Genomic DNA, 26,375 nt, shown 5'->3' with positions numbered 1-26,375 from the left:
TTTAGAAAAAAGCAAGGAGTGAAACAATGAACTATTATTTTATTGCTATTTATGACGGCGAGTTTCCTACCGAAAAATTACATACCATTTTACAATCTAATCACACTTTTACTAACTTAAACGTCCGCACCATTTCAATCTCCTCACCAAGACCTTTCACATTATTAGTTGGCGAAGAACATCGTGCACTCACAACTGGATTTACAGACAAATACCACTTATTCACGAAAGAGTTGCAAACACTCGAGCAGCAAGAAAAGTACTACTATGTATACGATTATAAAATTAGAAAGAACATCGAGAATCCAATCCAAAAATGCTTTCCATTCGCACAAACCCATATAAGTGTTACGAAATTCCATCAAATGATTCAAAAAGTAAAAGACTTAAAACGACCTGTATTTGCAGGTTATAACATCGTCTCTCATGATACAGACATACTTACGATTGATGTACTTCTTTCTTCACCTTTATTGGATCCTAACACTTCCGAAAAAGACGCGGAAGAATACGCCTATTTACACCAGCTAGCTGAATCAATTTCTCGTTCTGAATTATGTATTTCTATTAAAGAGAGTGCACTTATTTAAACACGAAAAGAGGGTTATTTATCATAACCCTCTACATACTATCTATTTATGTTTTTGAAACAAAACGTACTAAGTGTGCTAGTGTAAAAAATACAGATTGCGATGTCCATACCGTTTTTTTATGAATATTTATTTACTTCTTGTCCCCTGACACTAATGTTCTGCTTAAAAACAGGAATTTTCATCCATATATCTTGTTCCCTATTTTAAAACATAATACAATGAATACGTAACTTAATAAGCTATAACTAGTAGGTGTGGCAGTCATCTCTTCCATTTTGAAAAAAAGGGGAGGTGATAATATAATCGCGATGTTTGTAATTAAATTAGTGTATGGTATCCTAACCGGAGCTGGCGTTGTCATCGGTAGAAGATACGTCGGTCCGTGGCTAATTTCTGTATACAAAAAAGCGAGAACCACCCTGCTTCGTGGAAAAGGTAAGGGCGGTTCTCGGCTAAAACGTTAATGTAATTGTCTTATAACCGCACCTACTACCACCACAATAGCAAGTTAGGTTACAAAGGCAGAAGTTTCTCAGGCTTCTGTCTTTTTTATTTTATGCAAAATTCATACTATATACTCTATCATCATTGTAACACATTTTATTTATTTTTAGTCAAGAGAAAAAACCACCTAAAGGCTCCCCTTCAGGTGGTTCTCTATTTTATGCTAACGCAGCTGCCTGTTCTTGTTGATCTACAGGAATTACAGCGTCTGTTAGTGCTTTTTCTAGTTCAGCTGTATATTTCATTTGTTCTTCTTTGCTCCAGCCTAGTTTCGCAGCCATGTAGTTGATTACTGCTTCTTTCCACTCGTATACCCAGTGGATGTTGAAGAATACAGCGCCTCTGCGGCGTACGAAGAAGTCAACTGGTTTTGCTGTCATTTCGTAATCCATTGCGTATACAAGCGGGATTAGAACGTCTAGTGGCATGTTGTATTCTTTCACTTCGTCTTTATGTTTTTTCGCTAAATCAAATAGTACGTCAACGTTAGAGCCGTAGAATTTCGCGAATTCTTCTGCTTGTGCTGTTGTTAAACCATATTTCGTACCTTCGCCAGCTTTTTTCGCAACGAATGCTGGGAATCCGTGTGAACCATCTACATGTCCACCAGAGATTGGCATATGTTTCGTGTCGCTCTTCGGATATGCGCTATGACCTTCTTTTTGTAGTAAGTTCGTTACATAGTCTACTACCATTTCAGCCATTTTGCGGTATCCAGTTAATTTACCACCTGCGATTGTAATTAAACCAGATTCAGAAGTCCAAATTTCATCTTTACGAGAAATTTCAGATGCGCTCTTACCTTCTTCATAAATTAACGGACGAACACCAGCCCAGCTTGATTCAATGTCTTTCTCTGTAATTTTCACGCTTGGGAACATGTAGTTAATCGCATTAATGATGTATGTGCGATCTTCTGTTGTCATTTGTGGTACAGCTGCGTCTTTATCATAGAACGTATCTGTTGTACCTACGTATGTTTTTCCTCCGCGAGGAATCGCGAACACCATACGTTTATCTGGTGTATCGAAGTAAATCGCTTGACCTAATGGGAAACGTTTTTGATCAATTACTAAGTGAACACCTTTTGATAACTGAAGTACTTTCCCTTTTTTCGAGTTATCTTTTTCACGAAGTGTATCTACCCAAGGGCCAGCTGCGTTTACAATTTTCTTACCGTAAACTTCGTACACTTCACCGTCTAGTAAATCGATTACACGTACACCGCATACTTTTCCATCTTTATATAAGAAACTGTCTACTTTTGCGTAGTTAACAGCTTTCGCACCATGCACAATTGCTTCTTTCATTACTTCAATTGTAAGACGCGCATCGTCTGTACGATATTCTACGTAGTAACCGCCGCCTTTTAATCCTTCTTTTTTTACAAGAGGCTCTTTGTTTAGCGTTTCTTCACGGTTAAACATCTTTCTGCGCTCGCTTCGTTTTACACCTGCTAAGAAGTCGTATACACGAAGACCAATTGATGTACTAAATGATCCGAACGTACCGCCTGTATGGAACGGAAGTAACATCCACTCTGGTGTTGTTACATGGGGACCGTTCTCATATACGATCGCACGCTCTTTCCCCACCTCTGCTACCATTTTCACTTCAAGTTGTTTTAAATAACGTAGACCACCGTGTACAAGCTTCGTTGAACGACTTGATGTACCTGCTGCAAAGTCCTGCATTTCAAACACAATTGTTGATAACCCGCGTGTTGCTCCATCTAATGCAATACCAGAACCAGTAATACCTCCACCAATTACGATCACATCTAACTCTTGTTTATTTACTCCGTTTAATACGTCTTTACGTTGTTTACTTGAAAATTTCATGGTAATTCCTCCCTTTGATAACGAAAAAAGAGACCACAAACTCCGCTATAGATTTCGCCTCTATAGCGCGTTGTGGTCTCTCCAAATCTCCTACCGAATTATTAACTTGTCACCATTATAACACTGTTTATGATTATTTGAAAGCTTTTGTTGCTTCAATTGCTTTTTTCCATCCAGCATATAGCTCTTCGCTTGTTTTCGCTTCCATCGTTGGTTCAAAGCGTTTGTCCATATGCCACTGTTCTTTAATTTCATCTTGGTTTTTCCAATATCCAACCGCAAGACCAGCTAAGTATGCTGCACCTAGAGCCGTTGTTTCGTTGATTACTGGACGCTCTACAGGAACATCTAAAATATCACTTTGGAACTTCATTAAGAAGTTATTTTTAACTGCTCCGCCATCAACGCGTAATGTTTTCAGCTCAATACCTGAATCTGCTTCCATTGCGCATAATACGTCTTTCGTTTGGTAAGCTAAAGATTCTAGCGTTGCACGAATGAAATGCTCTTTCGTCGTACCGCGCGTTACACCAAACATAGCGCCGCGTACTTCACTATCCCAATAAGGTGTTCCTAGTCCAACGAATGCTGGTACAACGTATACACCGTCAGTTGATTCAACGCGACTCGCATACACTTCACTCTCACTTGCATCTTTAAACATGCGCATTCCGTCACGTAACCATTGAATTGCAGAACCCGCTACGAAAATACTTCCTTCTAATGCGTAGTTTACTTTACCATCTATTCCCCATGCAATTGTTGTTAATAGACCGTGCTCAGAAGCTACTGCTTTTTCACCTGTGTTCATTAACATGAAGCAACCAGTTCCGTAAGTATTTTTCGCCATACCTTCACCGAAACAAGCTTGTCCAAATAATGCTGCTTGTTGGTCACCAGCTACACCTGCAATCGGTACATTTTGGCCGAAGAAGTGGTAATCAATTGTTTCTCCGTAAATTTCAGATGATGGACGCACTTCCGGAAGCATGCTCTTTGGTACTGTTAACATTTCTAGAAGCTCATCATCCCACTGTAAGTCGTGAATGTTAAACATTAACGTACGTGATGCGTTTGAGTAATCTGTTACGTGTGCTTTACCACCAGATAGTTTCCATACAAGCCACGAATCAATTGTTCCGAATAATAGATCGCCGTTTTCTGCTTTTTCTCTTGCACCTTCAACGTTATCTAAAATCCATTTTACTTTCGTACCAGAGAAGTATGCATCAATTAAAAGACCTGTTTTTTCGCGAACCATTTCGCTATAACCTTTTTCTTTTAACTCATCACAAATTTCAGCTGTTTGGCGAGATTGCCATACGATTGCGTTGTAAATTGGTTTACTAGTTGTTTTATCCCATACAACCGTTGTTTCACGTTGGTTCGTAATACCGATACCAGCGATTTGTTCTGGTTTTACATCCGCTTCGCTTAAGCAAGTTGCGATAACTGCTAAAATAGATCCCCAAATTTCTTGTGCATTATGCTCTACCCAGCCTGGCTTTGGAAAATGTTGTGTAAACTCTTTTTGAGCTGAATGAACAATTTCACCTTTTTTATTGAAAAGAATTGCGCGTGAGCTTGTTGTTCCTTGGTCTAATGAAAGAATATATTTTTTCATATCGGTTTCCCCCTTATGCTACTTTTCTACTATTTGTATTGCTTCCGCTTTTTTTACTTGTCATATAAGAGATTGCTAGTACAATCACAGTTGCGATAATCACATAAATAAGTGCTGAATTTTGTTTTCCTTCAAATACAACTTGATGGAATAAACCTGCAAGTGATCCACCTAAAATTGGACCAACTACTGGAATCCATGCATACTTCCAGTTTGAACCGCCTTTTCCTGCAATCGGAAGGAAGAAGTGTGCGATACGCGGACCTAAATCACGCGCTGGGTTAATTGCGTATCCTGTTGTCCCACCTAATGATAAACCAATACTTACAATTAAGAAACCTACGATAAATGGATTTAATCCATCTGCAAATTTATTTGCACCAATTGCTAATATACCAAATACTAAAACGAATGTTCCAATCATTTCACTTAAAAGGTTTGCAAATGTGTTCGGAATTGCTGGACCTGTTGCAAATACACCTAACTTTGTTCCTGGATCTTCTGTTTCTTTCCAGTGTGGTAAGTAATGTAAATATACGATAACTGCCCCGATAATTGCCCCAATCATTTGTGCTACGATATAACCTGGTACGTCACTCCATGGGAACGCTCCCTTAAATGCTAATCCTATCGTTAACGCTGGATTCAAATGTGCCCCACTAATTGATCCAACCGCATACGCTGCAACCGCTACTGCTAAGCCCCAGCCCATTGTAATAACAATCCAACCTGAATCTTTCGCAAACGATTTCTTTAAACTTACACCAGCACAAACGCCGCCACCAAGTACGATTAACAACGCAGTCCCTATTAACTCTCCTAAAAATGCTGACATAGTATCCCTCCACAATCAATTTAAACGCTTTCAAATGTGATAGAGGTAAAATGAATGGCCATTCGTTTTTGTCAAAAGAAAAAGACCCACAGCTTGCACGCTTCTATATAAATTTATATAGAAACAATGAAATGTGGATCTCTACTTTTCTCCGTCACGTTTATTAACTTGTCTATAATGTTAACCGTAAATGAAAGCGGTGTCAACGAAAAAATTCACATTTTCGTCACTTTTTTTGGTAATGTTTCCATAGTTCACGTTTTGATGTCGTAATTGCTGTCGCACCAGCGTTTAATGCTCTTTCCACATCTTCTACAGTACGAATAAAACCACCTGCTAAAATCGGTACACCAGTACGCTCTTTCACTTCAGCGATAACGTCCGTTAATGCTCCAGGAAGTACCTCAATATAATCCGGTTTCGTCTTATCTAAAAGATTGCAGCTCTTCTCCATCGCACTCGAATCGATTAAAAAGATGCGTTGTATTGCCACAACACCTTTTTGCTTCGCCTTCATAATAACGCTCGCCTTTGTTGAAAGTAACCCGTACGGTCTAAACTCCTGACATAAATATTCCGTCGCATGCCCATCACTCTGCAAACCATGAATTAAATCCACATGTAAAAACACCTTTTTACAATATTGCTTCGCAAGCGATATAACACTCTTCAATTGGCCGACATGAATATCTAAAATAACAATATATTCATACGAACTATGTAATAGCTTTTCCAAATCTTTAATTTGCCTCACTGCCGGCAAAATCTTCTGTTCATGAAATTCCATTCTATATGTCCCCTTCTTTATATCATCCTATCCTTTATAGTACACAATTTAAGTGAAAAGAACAGCTAGTGTTGGGGATTTCTTTCAAATCTTTCTCTTATCTATATATTTTCTTCAACTTATCGGAACCTATACCACCTATAATCATGAATGCAAGGGGCAAAAGATTCATTACATATGGCGCATCTGCTACAATTGTAATACTTGCTCCAGCAAACTTATTTAGCATCCATACAACGGTTTTTGCAATAAACAAAAATACTCCTATCATAAATAGACTATCCAAAAACACCTTCCATTTTGGATACGCCAATTGCTTACTATCTTCAATTACTTTCTGCGTCAATTCTTCATCACTCCTTAGCAGTTCATCCATCGTAATACCGAACAGGTCACTTAAATGAATAATAATTTCAATGCTCGGATAGTTCTTTTCCGTCTCCATTTCGAAACAGATTGCCTGTTCACATGAAGTTTTTCAGCCAAATCATTTTGCGGCCAATTTCTTTTTTCCCTTTCTTCTTTTAAACGCTCACTAAAAATCATACTGTGTTTATCACCTCTCTATGCCCATTATGTTCAAATAAATGATGAAGAGTAAAGCGAGTTATCGTTGCATTTCCTGCGCAACTTATGCGTTACAGCTTATAATGGCGCTATTTTATATGTATCTTCCCTATACTATGCTCCAATAATAATTTCCCGAACAATAATACAAAGAATGGATACTAATAAAGTGAAACTTTAATCAGCCCTCACCAATCGGGCTTTTACGGACAGCCCCCCCACCTAACTTCTTTACTTCAGCTGAATTTTGAGGTAGGGGGCTTACTACCCGGCAAATAGCGGGATAAAGACTAGATTAGGCATAAAAAATACGCCATCCCTTCTTATCAGTCTCCAGAAAGAATAACGCAAATTTTCATTTTTACTCATCACTTTTCGGACTATATGAAAACCCCGGATATTTCACAACAGGCCACTTCTCCTTACGCAGAGAATCCATTACTTGCGGGCCAACATGTATATTACTCTCCACTATTTCTTTAGGAGTCAGTGCCATCCATTGATTTAACGATACATCTTCAAAACGATTGCTTCTGAACATCTCTAAAAACCATAATGTTTCGGTACCTGTATTTTGAATATAATGCCCCGTCGCAAACGGTACATATCCGACATCGCCAGCTCTATAATCAAATGTACGAGCGGTACCATTTCCAAGAAACACAGTCATTCTCGCTTCCCCTGTCAAATAATATTGCCATTCATCATTATTCGGGTGCCAATGAAGTTCTCTCATTCCACCAGGCTCAACCTCAACGAGCGCTGCTGCGATTGTTTTGGAAATAGGGAAATTTGTGGAATCTACAATTCGAACGCTACCACCAGGCGTCTTAATCGGCTTTTGTTTTAACAATTCATGTTTAAATGTTAAAGGAACTTCTCCTTTCGGTGATTGAACTTCCTGACTTTCAAGGGAACCTGGCACCTCTCCTTGATAAATATAAACTTGATCTGAAGGGATAGAACGAAAAGCACTCTCAGGTACTCCAAAATTAGCCGACAACACCTCTTTTGGCGTATGCGCAAACCAATCAGAAATAGCTAAAGTAGATAAATCAGAAAAATGTCCATCATCGAAAACGAGTAGAAATTCACAATGTTCCAATCCTTGAATGGAATGCGGAATACCAGGCGGAAAATACCAAAGATCACCTGGTCCAACATCAGCAATAAAATTCCGTCCATTTTGATCAACAGCCGTTATGCGTGCCCGTCCTAAAAGCATATACGCCCATTCCGCTTCTTTATGCCAATGTAGTTCTCGTACTCCACCGGCCGTTAAACTCATATTTACTCCTGCAATCGTCGTCGAAACCGGTAGTTCTCGAACAGTAATCTCCCGAGACCACCCCCCTTGTTTCAAAATCATAGAAGTGTCCGAGAATGAAAACTTCAAGTTAGGAACTAACCCTGCATCCGTTATAGGCGGAACAAGCATATTCGGATTTTGAATATCCCGCATAACATTACGAGGTCCAGAATCAATCGCCCCTGCTCCGTCGCTGCGGATTGGTTGTGGCACATTCCCTCCTGCTTCATTAACAGTACGTTTCTTCATGATTACACTCCTTTTTCATCCGGTTATGAAGTAAAAAGCCTCCATCATAGTGTATGAATTGGGCTTTGAATGGTTACTTTTACTATAGATTCGGCAATTTTCGCTCTAACAGTCTACTACCCATTACTATTTAAAACAGAAGATGGACAACAAAAACTTTAAGTAAAATGCAAAAAACGCCCTCTGTTTCAGAAAGATTAACAGAGGGCGTTTTCTTTTTTTTACGTAAAGTGTCCAAAAGTCTTTCCTTTGTCATACTGATTACACCCTTTTTTAGAGGGCCAATATTAACACTCTCTTTTTAAAATTCCATATCAAAATCCCTTATATTATTAACAGCGACAAAAAGGAATACCATTCTATCCAAATAGAACAGCATTCCTTTTTATAAACAGTATTTAAAAATTATTATTTAAGGTATTTCCCCAAATCATCTAAGTTTCTCGTATGATTTAGAATGATTACATACTCAACTTCAACTTCTGTTACTACCATTTCTAGTACTTGATGGACTTCAATATAATCATTTTCATATTCTTTTGCCGAAGATACAATCTCTTCTAAGGTTCTTACAAATGTTTCAGCACTCCAGTCTTTTGTTGACAACGCCACATAGGTTTGAAATTTTTTTGTATTCATGTTAGTTCTTTAAGTACAATGGGAATTGTGTACTTCTTGATGAGTCAGAATGATTGATTATAACCCTATGATGACTTGTTGATGAATCAGAAGTGCTTATATTACCATCAAATTGTTTAGCATAAGTTGTTGTTCTGTTACCCTTGTTATCCGTTTGACTCCACTTATTTTCATAATTATGCATTGTTTCCTCCCTTAACTTCTTCACGTCAACATCTCGACCATACTGAGTTTTGCTAGAAGTAGATTTTTCTTTTGGATTATATTTATGTCTATTATAAGCGTGTTCGTTAATAAAGTTAGATTTATTTGTTCCACCATTTAATTTATATGGTACCTTTGGACTCGAACCTTTCCCTGGTTTCCCTGGTTTTTTCTTTTTAACTAGAGAATCAACTAGGTTGTCATGTGTAGTGACTTCGTTTACGGAAGTTATATTTCCTCTAGCATCTGTTCGAACAGATAGATCAATTGCTTCCTCTATACCTTGTGTATTTTTCCAATAAAAAGTTACCTGATTTTCAGTGTTTTTTGTAAATGTATCTTGAATTTGATTTAGTTGATACATATCAATTTTTTCAGATGTAACTTTATCTAAACTAATTTGTTTTGGACTGAAATTTTCTTCAGTAGCGGCGGATACAGCTCCTGTGAATAAAAGGCTTAAACTTAGTGTGGCGGCCGTTGTTAAATTAAGAAATTTACTTTTTTTCATAATACATCCCTCCTAATAATATTAAAACTATATATTATATTATTTAAATATAAATTACTCTCTAGTAAAAATCAATTACATTTTCATTTTTACGTTAATCTATTTGATTATCTAAAAATACATATATTCAAGAAAACCAAAGTACATATAAAAACAGGCCATAATATAGATTTTTTCTATATTATGGCCTGTCTTTGTCTCCATTCGCATATGCACATTGGCTTTTTGTGATAGCTAACAGCATCCATTTGGTTCTTCCTCTACTAAATGAAATGCTTTTAAAACGATCTCATAATTCTTCAATATTACTACTTCGTAATTAATCTAAATTCACTATAAAAAATGAAGTTAGGGTTTCTTTTCTATATGTAGTAAAAATATATTAAGTAGCAGGCGAGTTTGAAATAAAGTCACGATATTAACAATGTAACTGAAACTGCAGCAGCTATTAGTTTCTTCACTTTCATACCTCATACCCCTTACATTAATGTATTCTTAGTTAGTTTTACTACCGATACTCTTCGCTGCCTCTTCAAACAGTTTCGAACCTTCTTGTGCTTTACTTACTGATTGATGCATTTTACTTTCGTCTTCTTGGTCCAATGCATCAAAGAGAAGTTGAAAACAATCCGCATACAGTTCCATCGATTGCTTTATCTTCGCCTGTTCTCCCTGTAACTCAGGGGGCGCTTGTAAATTCTTCAGTTTCTTCGTTGTTGCCTTTGCTCCACCTAAACTTAGTTGTACTTCACTTTTCTTTTGTTTGTATGATTTTACGTCTGAATCTGCTATTCCTTCAATTAATTTCATTGTATCTTCAATTTGAGTAGCACTATTTATGATATCTGCCTTGTACCTTTCAACATCTGAACCAGTTACCTTACCAGGTGAAGAAGTTGAAGAAGAACTTGGTTGACTACTTGATGAACTACTGTTTGTACCTTCACCTTTCGCTACAGATAAGCTATCCTCTTTCTTGCTATCAGTTGACTTACTCTCTTTTTCAGAAGTCTTATTCTCTTTCTCTACCTTTTGCGTCTCTTCTTTCTTTGTTTCAGCTTTCTTACCATCAGTTTCAATTGTAATACAACCGCTCAATAACATAACTGGTAATGCTAAACTTACTAATTTCTTTGCCTTCATGATTACTACTACCCCTTTAGTTGTAAAATTTAATGTGAAAAAGTTAATATACTTAATTAATAAATTTCCCCCGAGTAATTTATTAAAATCTACTACCCATAGATTTCCTGTATATTCATAATCTTTCCATATATAACATTTTACAAAGAATTACATATTTGGTCAAAAGGATTTATGTAGTCCTTAAAAGAAAATTTTAATCACAAAGAAAAGAAGCTAACAATAAATTGTTAACTGCTCAATCGAAAGTAAAATACTATCTTTCCTTATCTTCTAATATCTAGGTTGTGATTGAATATTTGTAAGATGAACATCATACATATCAATGATTTCAAGAAATCTATCAGCTTCACGGAAAACATGGTCTGCTAATAACGGATGAATGATACTCTTTATTTTACATTGCTCAATTAAATCACGTGCTGTTTTCTTAAAATCCCGAAGAGATGCAACCGACACACGATTTTGATCTAAAAATTGATCTAAAAGAGGGGCTGTTTGGGATTGTGGTTTCATAGATTCTAAGTCAATTGCTTGATACATCAATTCATCAAAATCATTGCTAAAATCCCGTGCTGTATCTACAAGCTTTCTTTCCGATGGATCAAGAAGATGGCCAATAAATTTAGCATGGTCTGCCATAATCCGTAAAAAGAAAACATTTTCTTTAATAATAGCATCAGGAAGCGCATCTAATTTACCTTCATTTAATTGTATTAAACGTTTTCTAAAATAATCAGCTTCCCTACTTGTATGGTCAACTAAAAGTGGAAAGTTATTTTGTCCTGGCAATTTACATGTGAGAATTAATCCTAAAATTTTTCGTTTAAATCCCCAAATATTAGTTGCGGCTTGTTGTACTTCTGCATTAAATCTTTTTATTTGCTCAGGATCTGTTTCATTTGTATAGGAATGCGCTATTTGTTCAATATGTTCAAACAATCGATAAAATTGATTCGCCTCTTCGATTAGTTGAGTATCCTCGCACCTAAATCCTAAACGAAGAAAAAAAGAATGCTCCTTCATGATTCTAGACCAAAAACGAATTTCATTTAATGAACGCTCAACAAACATTACAGATGTAACACCTGTATCCGGATGTAATGAAGTTTCATCCCTATGCATTGTTAATCCCCCCCAGTAAAATCCCCACTAGTTCCATTCTTATGAGTAAAAAAATATATAAATACCATCAATAAAAGTTTATGATGACTCTCTTATACATGTAAAATTAAACTAATATAACCTTAGCTTGATGAACATATACTGCTCCCGCAGAAGAAAAAAAGCTACCACCGAGATGTAAAATCCTACTAGGTGGTAACCTTTCAAAATTTCTATTAAAGCAATACAGAATCCTTATCACTATCCTGATTACGTTTCTCGCGCTCTTCTTCTAAGCGCTTCATATATACTTCGCCTTCTTTTTCGATAAACTCATTATCCATATCTTGCTCTTTTTTCGAAGTATATAAAACCATGTAGCCACTTAGTACAATCCCAACAATTACAAGATACACCCACCATGGTAAAGTTTCCACTCTACTTCATTCCTTTCCTTAGACAAGCCTTATTAGTTTCACTTTATGAGGAAAGAAGTGGATTTATGCTTAAAATTTTTATTGTGGATGCTTCGCGAAAAATGCTTGTACATATTCCATAAACTCAATTGGTTCTTGACGAAACGGTGCGTGGTATCCTTTTTCAATAATGTGGAACGTGCTATTCGCAAATAGCTCATGATACAGTTCACCATTTTTCCAAGAAACACTTTTATCGTGTCGTCCCCATACAATTAAAGTCGGTACCTTAATTTTATCAGCTTCCATCGCAATGCGGCGCTCTCTCATTTTCGTAAGCTGATCATAATGCTCTTTATCATCACGACTATTTTTCACTTCACTTTTATTATACTTCGTAATCTCAGTTACAGTTTGTAAGTCCGTCGATAGCGGTGGTACTTCATAACTTTCTTTTTGTTGGAAAGACTCTATCCCTGTAGCATCCGCCAAGATGAGATGCGTCACTGCATCCGGATATAAATACGCTAAATTAAGGGACATCTCTCCGCCCATCGAATGGCCGAGCACCGCAAACTGATCGTATCCGAGCTTCTTCATTAACTTATAATATAAATTCACTTGCGCAGGAAACGAATACTGAAAATCAACCGGCTTAGAAGAACGCCCAAACCCTAAAATATCAACCGCAATAATCGTATGATCTCGCACTAGTTCCGGATAAATATCACTAAACCCATCAGAAGAACCACCAAACCCATGCAACATAAGTAAAGGAGGTTTCCCCTCACCAATTTGTTTAAAATAAATCGTCTGCCCATCAATTTGCGCCATACTCTCTTTCGTATTCAGCTTCATCATAACAGTATCTTTCACTTCTCCAACCTTCGCAATCGGCTTATCAACGAAGTTACAAACAATTAACAAAACGAGCACAATACCGCTAATCATATAAAACTTAAACCGTTTCAAAGTTCCCGTCTCCTTTCTCTTGTTGCTATTTAAAAGTTTTTACATTTTTTGGTTATTTTATGTTCTCTTTTTTAATTGTAACTAAAACAGTTACAATTATACTAAAAAAATATAACTCATTTCTATTACTAATGGTTATTCTGTAACTATTATAGTTACACATTTAAAGTAAGTCAATTCTTTTCTCTACATGGCCTGAAAATAGAAAAAGGGACTTCATGTTGAAGTCCCTTTCTTTGTTATTATAGTTGGCTTACTCCGCCGTCGCCTTTATTATCTGCTGGTGCTCCGCCTGTGTCGCCAATGTTAATGTAGTCTGGTCTTGCTGGTGCTCCTCCTGTGTCACCAATATTAACGTAGTCTGGTCTTGCTGGTGCCCCTCCTGTGTCACCAATATTTACAGCTTGATTTGTAAAAGAACTATTGAACCCAATTGATAATACCCCTACTAATGCAGTCCCAACAATAGCCAAACGAAATTTCTTCATTATTTTAACGCTCCCTTTTCCAATATATTTTTTTGAGCCTTATTATTCATATAAAAATATTTACTTGCCTTAACATGATCATCAAATTCATAAAATTTCAGCGCTAAAATTTCAGTGTATTCTTGAATACAATCCCATAATCTTTCTCTCTCAAAATAAGAAAGTCCTTCTAAAATTACATCTTCAATAATTGATACTGAAGATTTTCCATTGAGTTCTTTCAAAATTTTAAACCGATGTTGAAATTCTTTTTCTCCTAAATCAACACAAATATTTAAACCTTTTTCAACGATTGGATTCGCTAAATTATATTGTCCTAATTTGTAATGTTCACGCGCTTCTACAAATAAGGCTTTAAAGTGTTCTGGGTAGTTTTTGGTCACCTCAGATATATGACGAATCGCTAATTCTGAAAGATTTTGACTAGCATAAAGCCAAGCTAAATTATGCCGAACCATTAGCATATATTTTTTTTGATCTGCTTTTTGCAATACTTCCATAGCAGAATTAAAGTTTTCTTCCGCTAATTCATAGTGATCTATGTCTACACAACATAGTCCAAAAGCATTTTCACATAATCCTACTTTTATTTCATAACCTGGATATTGTAAAAATGCTGCTTTTGCCCTATTCAAGTAATCTATTGCATGAACTTGGTCATATTTTTGATAATAGAAATTCCCCATCCGATAATTAAACTCCGCATGTTCTATCGGATCTGCAATATATTTCAATAACTTCTCAGCTTGCTCATACTGTTCTTTCGCTTCGTTATAATTTGAAATTAATGTGCAATGAAACCCTTTAAAAAAGTGATAGTAATAAGCTAGAACACCTTCTGCCGGGATTTCAAAAGATTCCACTTTATCAAAACTATCTTCTCTAACCCCAATCCAATCCACTAATGCATCATATCTAAAATTCAACAACGAATGATAAAGCAATACATCCTGATCCACGTCCAAACCACTAATCTTACTTTCAATCTCCTCTTTCATTTCCGTAGCTTTCTCTATATTTTGCTGCAACATTACACGATACCAATCATCTAAAGAATGTTTCATTTGCTCCCGCGTTACTACATCTGCTCCCATACACTCCGCATCCCCTTTTCTCCAAAATTAGTATTTTTATACAATTATCAAAATTGTATATTACCACTCCTTTTCTATGCATTGAAAAATAATTATCAGAAAATTTAATATTTTAATTAATTATACCAAAGTTTTCCTTTTTAATAACTTGAGAAACAATTGTCAGAAAACTTACTAGAATAAATAAAAAAGCAAGCAGTTCCAGCACTCCGCTAAAACTACTTGCTCTATTTTTACTCTTTAATAAATTCCTTCGTGCTTCTTACTGTATCAATTGGACGAACTAATTTTTCAATTTCTTCACGTTTTGGCTCTAGGAATGGAGGTAAAGATAATTTCTCGCCAAGTGTTTCGTATGGCTCATCTCCCATAAATCCTGGGCCATCTGTTGCAAATTCAAATAAAATTTGTGGTGCAACTCTTGCATATAATGATTCAAAGAAATGACGGTCTACATAACCAGATGAAGGAAGTCCAACGCTACTGATTCTCTCAATCCATTCTTCTAATACAGCGCGATCTTCTACGCGGAATGCCACATGGTGCACTGTACCAAAACCTTGTTGTGCTTCAGGAAGAACCGTATTATGTTCTACGATGACAGATGCACCGTTTCCGCCTTTATTCACTTCAAATAAATAGAATTCTCCTTCTTGCGCAACCTCTTTAAATAATAAAACTTTTTCTAACACTTCTTTAAAGAAACTAAAGTTTGCGATACGGATGAATACAGGTCCTAAACCAGTAATTGCGTATTCTAATGGTACTGGTCCGTTTTGCCATGGTGTACCTGATTCGATTCCTTTATCAAGTTCATCTGAGATTAATTGATAGTGTTGATCATCAAAGTCAACGAAAGAAAGAGTTTTCTTACCAAATTGCTCTTTAATTCCTGTATGTTCTACTTCAAGACGGTCAAAACGTTTCACCCAATACTCTAATGCTGCATCGGTCGGAACGCGAAATGAAGTTTTTGAAATTTCATTCGTACCGTGTACTCCTTTTGGAATACCTGGGAAGTCAAAGAATGTCATATCTGTTCCTGCACTACCTTTATCATCTGCAAAGAATAAATGATACGTTTGAATGTCATCTTGGTTTACTGTTTTCTTAACTAAACGCATTCCTAAAACGTGAGTAAAAAACTCATAGTTTTTTTCTGCACTACTTGTAATCGCTGTAACGTGGTGAATTCCTTTTAATTGGTTCATTTTATATTCCTCCAATGGGGTTTCATTTATATGTTAAAGTTGTATATTTTCTTCTATTACTTCTCTTCAATCGGTGCTAAATTCGCTTCAATTTCTGCACGCTGACCTTCTAAGAATGGTGGTAAATCAAGTTTTTCTCCTAAATGTTCCACATCTCCATCAACTGTAAATCCTGGTCCATCTGTCGCAATTTCAAATAGGATTCCGTTTGATTCGCGGAAATATAAGCTTTTAAAATAGAAACGGTCGATGATTCCTGAAGAATGGAAGCCTCTTTGTTTCACCTGTTCTTCCCAATAAGCAAGCTCTGCATCGTTTTTCACGCGAATTGCTAAATGGTGAATGCTCCCTCGGCCCGGCTTTTCAGTAGGACCATCTAAATATTTCACAACGATTTCTCCAAAAACCTCTCCTTTAATGGACTGGAAAATTGCTTCTTGATCATTTCGGCTAACCTCTGTATAACCGAACATCTCTGTAAGTGTACTCGCCATTTTATCAAGTCTACGCACTGTCATTTCTACAGAACCCATTCCTTGAATTTGATGCTTTGCAGGAACTTCTGATTTCTCCCAAGTTTCCCAGTGCTCCACTTTTTCCCCGTTTGAAACGAGTAGTACTAAGCGAAGACCTTCAGCATCCTCAAATTGTAAAGCAGGACGATTTGCATATGTTGTTATTGCACTATGTTTCACATCAAATTTCTCAAATCGTTCTTTCCAGTAATGTAAGCTTTCCTCTGAAGGAACGAGTAATCCAATTCGAGTAATCGCATTCGTACCGCGATATGTTCTTCCTACTAATGGAATTTCAAAAAATGATAATTCTGTACCTGGACTTCCTGTTTTATCTCCATAAAATAAGTGGTACATTGACGGATCATCTTGGTTTACTGTCATTTTCACACGACGTAAGCCAAGCACGTTTTTATAAAATTGATTATTTTCATTTGCATTTTTCGTAACCATTGAAATGTGATGATGCCCTTTAATTTCATACATTGGTTATTCCTCCGTTTCGTTTTACTAGTCAAGTGATAACTAAAAAAATAACATTTCCCACAACTAATATGGTTTTTAGCTTTTCAATTTATTCTTAATTATGTTTTTGTAAATTCATCTTAGTTTTTACTGTATAAGTTACTTTGTTTTTAATCGAAAACAACTGAGTGTATGTTTTTCATATGACTCAATCGCTTTCGTTACTATCACTTTACACCTCAAGTGATTAAAAAGCAAGAGATTTATCTCAAATTCGAGATATTTTTTGTATCATACTATTTACTTCCTATAAAAATAGCCTCACTAAGCTTTTAAAACTTAATGAGGCCACTTTATTCACACTATTAATTATGGAACGACGGTTTATAAAACGAACGATTATCAAGCGCAAAGACACGCTCTGTATATTCGCCTGGTTTTGTGCGTCCTAATGCGCGGTCCATCATGTTCATTTTTGCATCTAAGTTATCGATGTAATGCAGAATTTCTGCTTCTTTTACTAATGGTGGTTTTGGACTACCCCATTCTGCTTTTCCGTGGTGAGAAAGGACGATGTGTTGAAGAATTAATACTTCTTCTGCATCGATTTGCAATTCGTCTGCCGCTTTACCAATTTCGTTCACCATAATCGAAATGTGGCCTAGTAAATTTCCTTCTAACGTATACGTTGTAGAAATTGGGCCAGATAGTTCGATTACTTTACCAAGGTCATGTAAAATAACGCCTGCATATAGTAAGTCTTTATCTAACGATGGGTATAGATTTGAGATAGCTTTCGCTAAATCAAGCATTGATACGACGTGATAAGCTAGTCCAGATACGAACTCGTGATGGTTCTTTGTCGCTGCTGGATAGTCTAAAAATTCGTTTTGATGCTTATTTAATAAATGTCTTGTTAGACGTTGAATGTTCGGGTTTCTCATTTCAAATATGTATTGCGTAATTTTCTCAACCATATCTTCTTTTTTCACTGGTGCTTTTTCTACGAAGTCTGAGATGTCTGTTACTTCATTTTCATTCGCAACACGGATTTGTTTCACACGTAATTGAATACGTCCTTTGTAGTTTAAAATATCTCCAGCTACTTTCACGATTGTTTCCGCTACATATTGTTTCTCAACTTCTGGTGATACGTCCCACAATTTTGCTTCAATATCTCCACTTGGATCTTGTAAGATTACTGTTAAAAATGGCTTTCCATTGCTTGCGATACCTTTTGTCGCTGTTTTAATTAACAAGAAAATATCGACTTGTTCACCAACTTCATACTCTGCAATTTTCTTTTTCATTCGAATTCCTCCACCAAATCAGTTACTTTTAGTATAGCACACTACAACTCATTTTCTTTACGCATATGTGTTAATTTTATAATCTGTTTTTCTGTAAAATACGCGAGTAAATGCGCATGACATGTAAAAAATATGACTTGTCTATCCTTTGCAATTTCCTTTATAAGTTCAATCGTTCGATTCGTCCTTACCGCGTCAAAGTGCACGAAACTATCATCAATAATAAATGGATAATCATGCTCAAATGTTTTTGCTAGTGCAAATCTCAGCGATAAATATAACTGCTCCGCTGTCGCTTGGCTTAGTTCATGACTGTAAAAACGCATACCATCGTTACGCTCTACAATAAACGGCTCTGACTCTGACGGTGAAAAGATTTTACTATATCGTCCGCCTGTTAAATAGACGAAATACTCTTCTGACTTTTGTAAAATACGAGGAAGATGTACTTCATGATAATATTGCTTCGTTTTCGTTAACACCGTTTTTGCGGCCGCATAAGCAGCCCACTTCTTCACTTGTTCACGCACTTGCGCTTTTTTCATTTCCCATTCATGCATTAAATCGCCGTACGTACTACCTTCTTCTAAATTCGCAATTTCCATACGATGTTTCGCAATACGCTCTGTCAGTTCTTTCTCTTGTGCCAGACAGTTTTGCACGACTGTCAGTTCTTGCTTTAATTTTCCGTCATAACCGTCAGCTTCGTAATGTTCAGCTAATGATAAACTCGTTAAACGCTGTTCTAACAGATCAATTTGCGGTAATAAACGCCCCACTTGTTTCTCTGCATCTTCACGTTTTTCCGCTAGTTTACCCGCTTCTAAAAACATCTCTTCATCTGTAGACGCTGCAATATGCCATAAACCATCTCGTTCTATTAGTAATTGCTTTAATTGTTCTTGCATAAACTCATATTCTTCTTGCCATTCCGCCAGTTTTTCTTTTAACTGCTTACAAGTTTGGCGCTTCTCTTTCTCATTTTGCATACGGCTTTGTGCCTCGTGTAGCTTACTATACTCCGCACTACCGATAACAGTTTCTAGTTTATGTTCAAATTGCGAAATCATTTCATATAATGAAGATTTTCGCGTGCCTTGTTTCTCTAATTCACGATATAATTGCTGCATTTTTTCCATACGCTCAAACGCCGGCAATATGTGTGCATACGTATAAAATTCAGGAAACATATAGCGCGCTTTATATGCATCGACTTGTTCTCCCGCCTGGAACGTTTCTCTCTCCCATTCCTCATACGATGAAACGACTTTATCATACGCTCGTTCCAACTGCTGTAACTTATAAGACTCGCGCTCAAATAATTTACGTATCTCTTCATCTTTTTCTAACTGATAGCGAACAGACATCGCTTCTTCACTTTGTCTCCCGCCGGCACTTTGCTGAAGTGTAAGGAGCTCTTCTTGTAATCCATTTGATGGATCTTTATATAAAACAAGGGCGAGAACAATCCCTACAAAAACAATGACACTAATAAATAAGAGCGCTCGGTTATCTATAAATAAGCTTGTGAATAAAACGCCTGTGTTAATAAGAAGTAACAGAAGACAAACCCTTTGCCACTGCTTTTTCTTTTGCTTAGCTACTCCTGCTTTTTCCTCATACTTGCGCTTCATTCTCTCTGCGCCCATACCGATAAACGCCGCATCTTGGAACGCTTTCTCTTTCTCAACTAACACATTTCTCTCTTCATCCACTAACATTTGTTTCTTAATCTGTCTTATATTTTCTTCTTGTTCTTCTAATTGCTCTTGCGCTACTTTAAAACGATCATCGAGCTGTGCTTTTTGCGTTTCTAATTCGCGCGCCTTTTGCACTGTTTGCGTAATTAACTCTTTCGTTGCCAAACTCATATCAAATGAAAGAACTGTTTCCTTTTCAAAAGTAGTACCAATTTGCTGTTCTAGTTCTGCGATTTCTTCTTTTATATTCGTAATATTCCCGCTCATATCACGCATTTCTTGGCGTGCATTTTCGTAAGACATATGCTGCATACGAAGTTCTTCTACATAACTTTCTTTTTGTAAAAACTCTTCATCTATTTGAATCGAGGCAATTTCCGATTGCACTGTCTCAATTTTCTTGTGGAGCGAATCAACTTGTAATTGAAGCGGCTCCATCTTCGCCTTCATTGCTTCATAACGCGCCATTCCGTTTACAGGAAACTGCCCGCTCTCGTTCTCTAACACTTTCTCATGCGCACGTTTTTCAATAACGAGTGGCTCAAGCGCTGCTAATATTTCATAATCTTGCTTTCTTTTTTCTGCACTCTCTTTCTCCACGCGAACAGAAGCAAGCTTCTCTTCACTTTCTTTTAACTGCTCTACTTGTTTTTCATACGTGCCAATTTTTCCTTGCCACTCTTTCATCTTCTCTTCAAGTTTCTTCATCTCTTGCAATGACACGTTAATTTCTGGTTTACGCCCGCTCGGCTTAAAGCGCTGATCCATTTCTTTTTCTAGCTTTTTATCTAACTGCAATAGCGCATCACTTCCGACTGCACTTGCCGAAAATAAATAATTGCCAATATCCGCTTCGCCTAGCTGATGAATATTTTGAAGACCATGCATATCAAATGAAAAGACAGATTCAAATAAACTTTCATTCATCCCGCTTAATATATCGTTTAAAATTTCTTCTCCGCCCGTTTTCCCGTCTTCAAAATAAACGGTCACCTCGCCAGCTGCCGTCTTTGGCAATCGCTCAATTTTCAAACGACCGTACTGCTCTGTTTGCACAGTCATCGCGCCGCCATACTTCCCGCCTTCTTTCGGCTCATAACGGCGCTGTCCTCTCGTCGGAAAACCGAACAAAATACTTTTCATAAATGAGCGAATTGTCGATTTCCCCGCTTCATTTTCACCGTATAACACCGTCAGCAAGGAAAGATCCATTTCCACATTTTCTAATTTTCCGTACCCATAAATATGGAGTTTTTCAATTCTCATTTTTTATCCCTCTCTTGCTGGAATAATTGCTCTAAAATAATATTTTCTGCTTCCTTTTGAATCTCTTTCTTCTCTTCTTCTGTAAAAGATTCAATACTATTACGCGCTACAGGAGATGTCCAAATAGTGCGCAATACTCCGTCCATATTGCTGAAAGCTTCTAACTCCTTTAGCACACTACCTATGAAATGATTTTCCGCTTTCAAACGTTCGATTTCCGCAAAAGAAACCGTCTCATTTTTCCACTTCATCGCATATACAAAATCTTTTCGCTCTTCGCTAGATGCTAAAATGTGAAAAATCTCTTCCACGCGCTTTTCGTCACGCAAATAAGGGGAAAGTGAGCCTTGTCCTGTGAATACGACAGTTAATAGCGTACCTTCCTCTTCTCTTCGGCATTCATTCATCGCAGTAGATAGGCTCGTCATAAGTTCATCAACAGTTTCAAGTCTATCAATACAAACTTCGATTTCATCCCATACAACATCTGCCGTATGGAAAAATGAACACTGCGTTCCTTGTTTCGTAAGTTCAATAAGGTACGCACCCTTCTCGCCTGTTTCCTTACGATGACGACCTTGTATGTTCCCTGGATAAATAATGCATGATTCTTCTGATAAAATTTCACGTTTATGTATATGGCCAAGAGCCCAATAATCAAACTGTTTTTCTTTCAACTCACGAATTTGAAACGGTGCATAGCGATTATGCTCTGCATCTCCTTCCACACTTCCGTGAAGCATGCCAATATGAAAAGGCGCATCACTCATTTTCGTATACTGCGCTGTCATATTATCTGTTACCGCTTGCTGCAAATAACTAAAACCATAAATAGAAGCTAATAGCTCACCATTTTTATAAAATGATTTCTCTTCTACATAAGGCTCAGTAAATACATGAACATTTTCCGGAAACTCAATTGCTGCCCAGCTTCCCCCTAAATGATCATGGTTACCGTGAATAATAAAAACAGGGATATCGTACTGCGAAAGTCTCTTCATTTGCTCACGCACAAACACTTGCGCCCTCAAACTTCTCGTCTCCGCATCATACAAATCCCCAGCTAGTAATACGAAATCAACGCGCTCTTGAATCGCTTTATCAACAATACGCTCAAATGATTCAAACGTACTTTGCTTCATTCTCTCCCAAACAGACTGCGGTATATTCATCTCCATCCCTTTAAACGGACTATCCAAATGCAAATCAGCCGCATGTATAAACTTTACTTGTTTCACAAATAACGATCCTTTCTATCTTTCAAAAGTTTCATTTTATTAAAATTAACATCGCTGAAAACTAATACTCATCGAGAATAAAAATATTCTCGATGAGTAAAGTTTCATTCTATTTTACCACGCAATGTCATATATTTCTTTGCATATTGTAGCGTTTTATGTCAAAATAATTATAAGATTCTGATTTTGATTATTGGAGGGAATTTTCATGGGAGTATACGTTCTAACAGTCTTTGAAAAAGATGGTTCAAAAGCATTAGACGAATCATTCGAGGCGGCAACTGAAAAAGAAGCAAAAGCAAAAGGTGAATCTATCTTACAAGAAAAAGGATTGTATGAAAAAACACATCGCTGTACATCTACTGCAGGTAAGCTCGTTTTATTCCAGCGCTAAAAAAAAGAAGCGTCATCCGCTTCTTTTTCACTCTACTATATCTTCGTCACACCACGTAAACACCACATCTAGAATGCGATTACCGATACGTACGCGTTTATTCCATTTTCCTGTTTGGATCTGATGTTGCAATTCAGCTTTCATCTTTTCCGTCCAGTCGTGAATCGTTTCACTACCGTCGTACGGATATACGCTCGGAAACTCTTTCTGAAGTAGATGCAAGCTCTCTGCATCAAAATGAAAATGGAAGAAGTAGTTTGCTGTAAGCGATGGTTCTTGCAATCGTAAAAAATGATCATCAATTTGCTTTCTATTTCTATAGAAAGTAAAGATATTCACTTTACCGCTAGTAATTTGGTCAATTTGAATTTCGTGCTTCTCTATAATCACGTCTTGTCCACCTCGTTGTATACTATCTTTAGTATATATGTCTTTTGCAACAAAGTTAACCATTTTCGCGCGAAATTCATTTCCTTCATTATAATTCCTGTACCTCCATATGCAATCAGGATAAATAAAAACAAAGTTGAAGGGGAGCGATCACATGTATTTCGGAAGCAAAGGTTGGTATGTAAAAGAACTTAAAAAATTAGGTATCCGTACTTATGAAGGTAAAAAACTAGAATCTTATCGTACGCATGTGTTGTCTAGTTTACTTGAGAGAATGAAGAGAGCTTCGGCTTAATAGAATAGCAAGAAGTAAACCTGAATATTGGTAAATGATAGAAAACACCTCCTAAATTCGCATACTAAGTATGCAAATTAAATGGAGGTGTTTTTATTAGTCTCACTTTTTCAGGGGCGCTTCAGTTTTCATAAAAGATTTTTTGCTTCCGCTGAAACGGATACGTTTTAATCTCAGCTGTATCTAAATCTTCATTGAATAAATGAATGGCTATAATTTGTCTACAATCGTAAGTATGGTAATAATATGTTCCAGACTCCATACACATTGCACTTGTATAGATCGTATTATCTAATATACCGTCTTCTGTTATTACTGCCCCCTTAGGAACCTCACAATTCGATAAAATATGAAAAATAGCCGATATACCCTCTTCTTCGTTCTCTATACCTTGAATGTTTTGTTTGCCATACGCTGCCCGTACAAATCTTGATGGCGGTGTGAAATCTCCAGGAAGTCCCATCGATCCTGAACCTTGGCCAAAAGCACTTAATGGTACATCGCCCCACTCCGTTGGCGCAAATGGCTGCGATTTAAGACCAATATATTGTCTTAAATTTTGTAAATGCCAACTAAACTCCGGACTATTAGTCATCACTCCTATTGGATTGTCATACACTTTTATTCCATCAGCTGTCGGCTCAAGTACAATACATTCTCCCGATTTATCTGCTAAAATCCAATGTAGCGGTGGAGTAACCCCTAAAATTGGTAATGGCACATCTATAAAGGCAATGCTATCAATAGATTTTCTTAATTCTTCAACAGAATTGAACTGCGTGAGGCTCCAAGTCACAAAATCAAATGGTGCTACATTCGTTTTATTGCTATCTACATGACTACTATAAGTAGCGAATCCTGGGAAATAGAGAGTTGCACATGTCATACCAGCTTCATTTACTCCATCTGCCATCATGACCCTTCCTCCAAAATTAATTCCCATTCCGACAACAGCCTTTTTCGTTCGGATTGTTTCACCAGTTATATTGTTCCACTGATAACGCCGAGGAATGATTATTACTTCCTGATTCATATCTAATGTGAAATCCATTGTTCTCGCAAAAAGATGTTGGAAATTTTTAGTTTGTAACGTCAAACTAGTACACATGAAGAAATCCCCCCATTTTATAGTTATATACACATTTTATAAAATTCTGATAAATACGTAAATTAAAAACCCTTTTTATCACTAACAAAATAACCACCCAAACTAAAAATGCTATAATAAATCCAATGAAACTAAGGGGGCAAATTACTTTGCTTGAAACATGCATTCAATTTCATAAGTTTGGCAATCCAAAAGACGTATTACAAGTTGAATATAAAAATATAGAACCACTAAAAGATAATGAAGTTTTCGTTCATATGCTAGTTAGACCAATTAATCCATCTGACTTAATTCCCATCACTGGAGCATACGCACATAGAATCCCTTTACCTAACATACCTGGTTATGAAGGTGTTGGTATTGTAGAAGATGTAGGAGCTTTTGTTTCTAGAGAGCTTATCGGTAAACGTGTGTTACCGTTACGCGGGGAAGGTACTTGGCAAGAATATGTGAAGACATCAGCTGATTTTGTAGTCCCTATTCCTGATTCCATTGATGATTTTACAGCGGCACAAATGTATATTAATCCCCTTACAGCGTGGGTTACTTGTACAGAAACGCTAAACTTACAACGGAATGATGTTTTATTAGTGAATGCTTGTGGATCCGCAATTGGTCACCTTTTTGCGCAGTTATCACAAATTTTAAACTTCCGACTCATTGCTGTTACAAGAAATAATAAGCATACAGAAGAATTACTGCGCCTTGGTGCTACATATGTAATTGATACTTCCACTACCCCGCTTTATGAAACAGTTATGACATTAACAAACGGCAGAGGTGCAGACGCTGCGATTGATTCTATTGGGGGACCGGATGGAAATGAATTAGCTTTCTCCTTACGTCCAAACGGGCATTTTTTAACGATCGGTCTTCTATCAGGAATACAAGTGAACTGGGCCGAGATTGTCACGAGAGCAAAAGTACACGCAAACATATTTCATTTACGACATTGGAATAATGAAGTGTCACCATATAAATGGCAAGAAACGTTTCGTCACTTAATTCGTTTAGTAGAAAATAAGCAATTGTGTTTTATGACGGTACATTCTACGTATGACTTAGCAGATGTGAAAAAAGCAGTTGATGTTGTGCAATCTGCGGAGAAAACGAAAGGGAAAGTGTTTTTGACGAGTTATTAAATTGAGTACATTCAACTATCAATCCATTTAGTAGCATAGAATTTTAAGTAGCTTATGTAATTTAATTAAAAAAGCGAAAGGAGATTCTAACATGTGGTTACTCACGGCAATTGCGCCTGTTTTAATAGTCGGGGGAATTGTAGTCTATGTAATTGGAAGGCTTAAACATAAATATGACAACGGCACATTAGGTAAGAAAAAATCAAAAGAGGCTCAACTGTTATTAGACAGTTTAATACCTATAGGAATGCTTGTTGGCTGTATGATCGGTTTGATTTTCGGTATATTTTTCCCGAACTTCGCCCTGCTTTCAGTTAGTTTAGGAGCTGGAATAGGCTATTTATTTGGATATTTCGCCTATGAATTTTACAGCAAGACAGGAAACAATTTTTCCTAATCCAAAAGGAATAAGCGGGACAGTACATAGTAATCATATGAAATATGTAACTGTCCTTTATTTT

General features: G+C 36.8%; 26 protein-coding genes and 1 pseudogene. 6 read left to right on the top strand and 21 right to left on the bottom strand.

The annotated features are described in order from the left end of the window. Positions 1–26 precede the first annotated feature (26 nt). Positions 27–590: a hypothetical protein gene (locus MR107_RS10440; RefSeq protein WP_242292344.1), complete on the top strand. Its 564-nt coding sequence runs from the start codon at positions 27–29 to the stop codon at positions 588–590. 257 nt (positions 591–847) lie between these two features. Continuing rightward, a complete protein-coding gene (locus MR107_RS10435) occupies positions 848–1,057 on the top strand; it encodes a hypothetical protein (RefSeq protein WP_242292352.1) in 210 nt (69 codons plus the stop codon). A gap of 198 nt (positions 1,058–1,255) precedes the next feature. On the opposite strand, the gene glpD is transcribed toward MR107_RS10435, so the two are convergent. The 19 genes and pseudogenes from glpD to MR107_RS10340 form a co-directional block, all read right to left on the bottom strand. Beyond that, positions 1,256–2,938 (bottom strand): aerobic glycerol-3-phosphate dehydrogenase, encoded by a 1,683-nt coding sequence (gene glpD, locus MR107_RS10430; RefSeq protein WP_242292343.1) that lies wholly within the window; start codon positions 2,936–2,938, stop codon positions 1,256–1,258. Positions 2,939–3,071: 133 nt separating this feature from the next. Beyond that, positions 3,072–4,562, bottom strand: a complete 1,491-nt coding sequence (glpK, locus tag MR107_RS10425; RefSeq protein ID WP_000760011.1) for a glycerol kinase GlpK — start codon at positions 4,560–4,562, stop codon at positions 3,072–3,074. 13 nt (positions 4,563–4,575) lie between these two features. Next, positions 4,576–5,397 (bottom strand): glycerol uptake facilitator protein GlpF, encoded by an 822-nt coding sequence (gene glpF, locus MR107_RS10420; protein WP_001272200.1) that lies wholly within the window; start codon positions 5,395–5,397, stop codon positions 4,576–4,578. Positions 5,398–5,623: 226 nt separating this feature from the next. After that, a complete protein-coding gene (glpP, locus tag MR107_RS10415) occupies positions 5,624–6,184 on the bottom strand; it encodes a glycerol uptake operon antiterminator GlpP (RefSeq protein WP_000394285.1) in 561 nt (186 codons plus the stop codon). 97 nt (positions 6,185–6,281) lie between these two features. Then, positions 6,282–6,730: pseudogene (locus MR107_RS10410) on the bottom strand (helix-turn-helix domain-containing protein). 382 nt (positions 6,731–7,112) lie between these two features. Continuing rightward, the gene (locus MR107_RS10405; RefSeq protein WP_049107799.1) at positions 7,113–8,309 is read right to left on the bottom strand and encodes an oxalate decarboxylase family bicupin; all 1,197 of its coding nucleotides are present in this window, start codon (positions 8,307–8,309) and stop codon (positions 7,113–7,115) included. Positions 8,310–8,717: 408 nt separating this feature from the next. Further along, a complete protein-coding gene (locus tag MR107_RS10400) occupies positions 8,718–8,948 on the bottom strand; it encodes a hypothetical protein (protein WP_001093032.1) in 231 nt (76 codons plus the stop codon). Between the two features lies 1 nt (position 8,949). Beyond that, complete coding sequence (locus MR107_RS10395) at positions 8,950–9,663, bottom strand: hypothetical protein (protein WP_074555524.1); 714 nt, start codon at positions 9,661–9,663, stop codon at positions 8,950–8,952. Between the two features lie 495 nt (positions 9,664–10,158). Next, positions 10,159–10,806 carry a DUF7018 domain-containing (lipo)protein gene (locus MR107_RS10390; RefSeq protein ID WP_074555678.1) on the bottom strand — a complete coding sequence of 216 codons (648 nt, stop codon included), beginning with the start codon at positions 10,804–10,806 and terminating at the stop codon, positions 10,159–10,161. Positions 10,807–11,079: 273 nt separating this feature from the next. Continuing rightward, the gene (locus MR107_RS10385; RefSeq protein WP_242292342.1) at positions 11,080–11,931 is read right to left on the bottom strand and encodes a DUF2935 domain-containing protein; all 852 of its coding nucleotides are present in this window, start codon (positions 11,929–11,931) and stop codon (positions 11,080–11,082) included. Between the two features lie 215 nt (positions 11,932–12,146). After that, positions 12,147–12,347 (bottom strand): sporulation YhaL family protein, encoded by a 201-nt coding sequence (locus tag MR107_RS10380; RefSeq protein WP_000449223.1) that lies wholly within the window; start codon positions 12,345–12,347, stop codon positions 12,147–12,149. A gap of 78 nt (positions 12,348–12,425) precedes the next feature. After that, the gene (locus MR107_RS10375; RefSeq protein WP_242292341.1) at positions 12,426–13,298 is read right to left on the bottom strand and encodes an alpha/beta fold hydrolase; all 873 of its coding nucleotides are present in this window, start codon (positions 13,296–13,298) and stop codon (positions 12,426–12,428) included. Between the two features lie 242 nt (positions 13,299–13,540). After that, a complete protein-coding gene (locus MR107_RS10370) occupies positions 13,541–13,786 on the bottom strand; it encodes a Phr family secreted Rap phosphatase inhibitor (RefSeq protein WP_000714514.1) in 246 nt (81 codons plus the stop codon). After that, complete coding sequence (locus tag MR107_RS10365; RefSeq protein ID WP_242292340.1) at positions 13,786–14,880, bottom strand: response regulator aspartate phosphatase; 1,095 nt, start codon at positions 14,878–14,880, stop codon at positions 13,786–13,788. Before MR107_RS10365 ends, MR107_RS10370 begins: the two co-directional genes overlap by 1 nt. A 233-nt stretch (positions 14,881–15,113) precedes the next feature. Next, positions 15,114–16,091 (bottom strand): ring-cleaving dioxygenase, encoded by a 978-nt coding sequence (locus MR107_RS10360; RefSeq protein WP_001072552.1) that lies wholly within the window; start codon positions 16,089–16,091, stop codon positions 15,114–15,116. 56 nt (positions 16,092–16,147) lie between these two features. Then, positions 16,148–17,092, bottom strand: coding sequence for a ring-cleaving dioxygenase (locus MR107_RS10355; protein ID WP_000272988.1), 945 nt, complete (start codon positions 17,090–17,092; stop codon positions 16,148–16,150). A 344-nt stretch (positions 17,093–17,436) separates the two neighbouring features. Beyond that, complete coding sequence (gene yhaM / locus MR107_RS10350) at positions 17,437–18,381, bottom strand: 3'-5' exoribonuclease YhaM (RefSeq protein ID WP_000726638.1); 945 nt, start codon at positions 18,379–18,381, stop codon at positions 17,437–17,439. 41 nt (positions 18,382–18,422) lie between these two features. Next, the gene (locus tag MR107_RS10345; RefSeq protein ID WP_242292339.1) at positions 18,423–21,347 is read right to left on the bottom strand and encodes an ATP-binding protein; all 2,925 of its coding nucleotides are present in this window, start codon (positions 21,345–21,347) and stop codon (positions 18,423–18,425) included. Continuing rightward, on the bottom strand, positions 21,344–22,585 hold the full coding sequence (locus tag MR107_RS10340) for a metallophosphoesterase family protein (RefSeq protein ID WP_242292338.1): 1,242 nt from the start codon (positions 22,583–22,585) through the stop codon (positions 21,344–21,346). The genes MR107_RS10345 and MR107_RS10340 overlap by 4 nt, the downstream gene beginning before the upstream one ends. 208 nt (positions 22,586–22,793) lie before the next feature. On the opposite strand from MR107_RS10340, the gene MR107_RS10335 reads away from it, so the two are divergent. Beyond that, complete coding sequence (locus MR107_RS10335; protein ID WP_000539552.1) at positions 22,794–22,979, top strand: YhzD family protein; 186 nt, start codon at positions 22,794–22,796, stop codon at positions 22,977–22,979. A gap of 27 nt (positions 22,980–23,006) precedes the next feature. Here the strand turns inward: MR107_RS10335 and MR107_RS10330 are convergent, their stop codons facing one another. Continuing rightward, positions 23,007–23,369 carry a hypothetical protein gene (locus tag MR107_RS10330; protein ID WP_000582785.1) on the bottom strand — a complete coding sequence of 121 codons (363 nt, stop codon included), beginning with the start codon at positions 23,367–23,369 and terminating at the stop codon, positions 23,007–23,009. 154 nt (positions 23,370–23,523) lie between these two features. Between MR107_RS10330 and MR107_RS10325 the strand changes: the two genes are divergently transcribed. Beyond that, positions 23,524–23,664, top strand: coding sequence for a YflJ family protein (locus MR107_RS10325; RefSeq protein WP_000273537.1), 141 nt, complete (start codon positions 23,524–23,526; stop codon positions 23,662–23,664). Between the two features lie 121 nt (positions 23,665–23,785). Here MR107_RS10325 and bsh read toward each other — a convergent pair whose 3' ends face one another. Beyond that, positions 23,786–24,772 (bottom strand): choloylglycine hydrolase, encoded by a 987-nt coding sequence (gene bsh / locus MR107_RS10320; protein WP_000337598.1) that lies wholly within the window; start codon positions 24,770–24,772, stop codon positions 23,786–23,788. A 149-nt stretch (positions 24,773–24,921) separates the two neighbouring features. On the opposite strand from bsh, the gene MR107_RS10315 reads away from it, so the two are divergent. Further along, a complete protein-coding gene (locus tag MR107_RS10315; RefSeq protein WP_242245265.1) occupies positions 24,922–25,914 on the top strand; it encodes a zinc-dependent alcohol dehydrogenase family protein in 993 nt (330 codons plus the stop codon). Positions 25,915–26,005: 91 nt separating this feature from the next. Continuing rightward, positions 26,006–26,311, top strand: a complete 306-nt coding sequence (locus tag MR107_RS10310; protein ID WP_000266566.1) for a hypothetical protein — start codon at positions 26,006–26,008, stop codon at positions 26,309–26,311. The last annotated feature ends 64 nt before the right edge of the window (positions 26,312–26,375 follow it).

Origin of the sequence: Bacillus cereus group sp. BfR-BA-01441, assembly GCF_022663075.1 — a bacterium.
Taxonomy (GTDB): domain Bacteria; phylum Bacillota; class Bacilli; order Bacillales; family Bacillaceae_G; genus Bacillus_A; species Bacillus_A cereus.
Note: the sequence above shows the minus strand (reverse complement) of the source record. Positions and strands in the feature narration are given on the sequence as shown.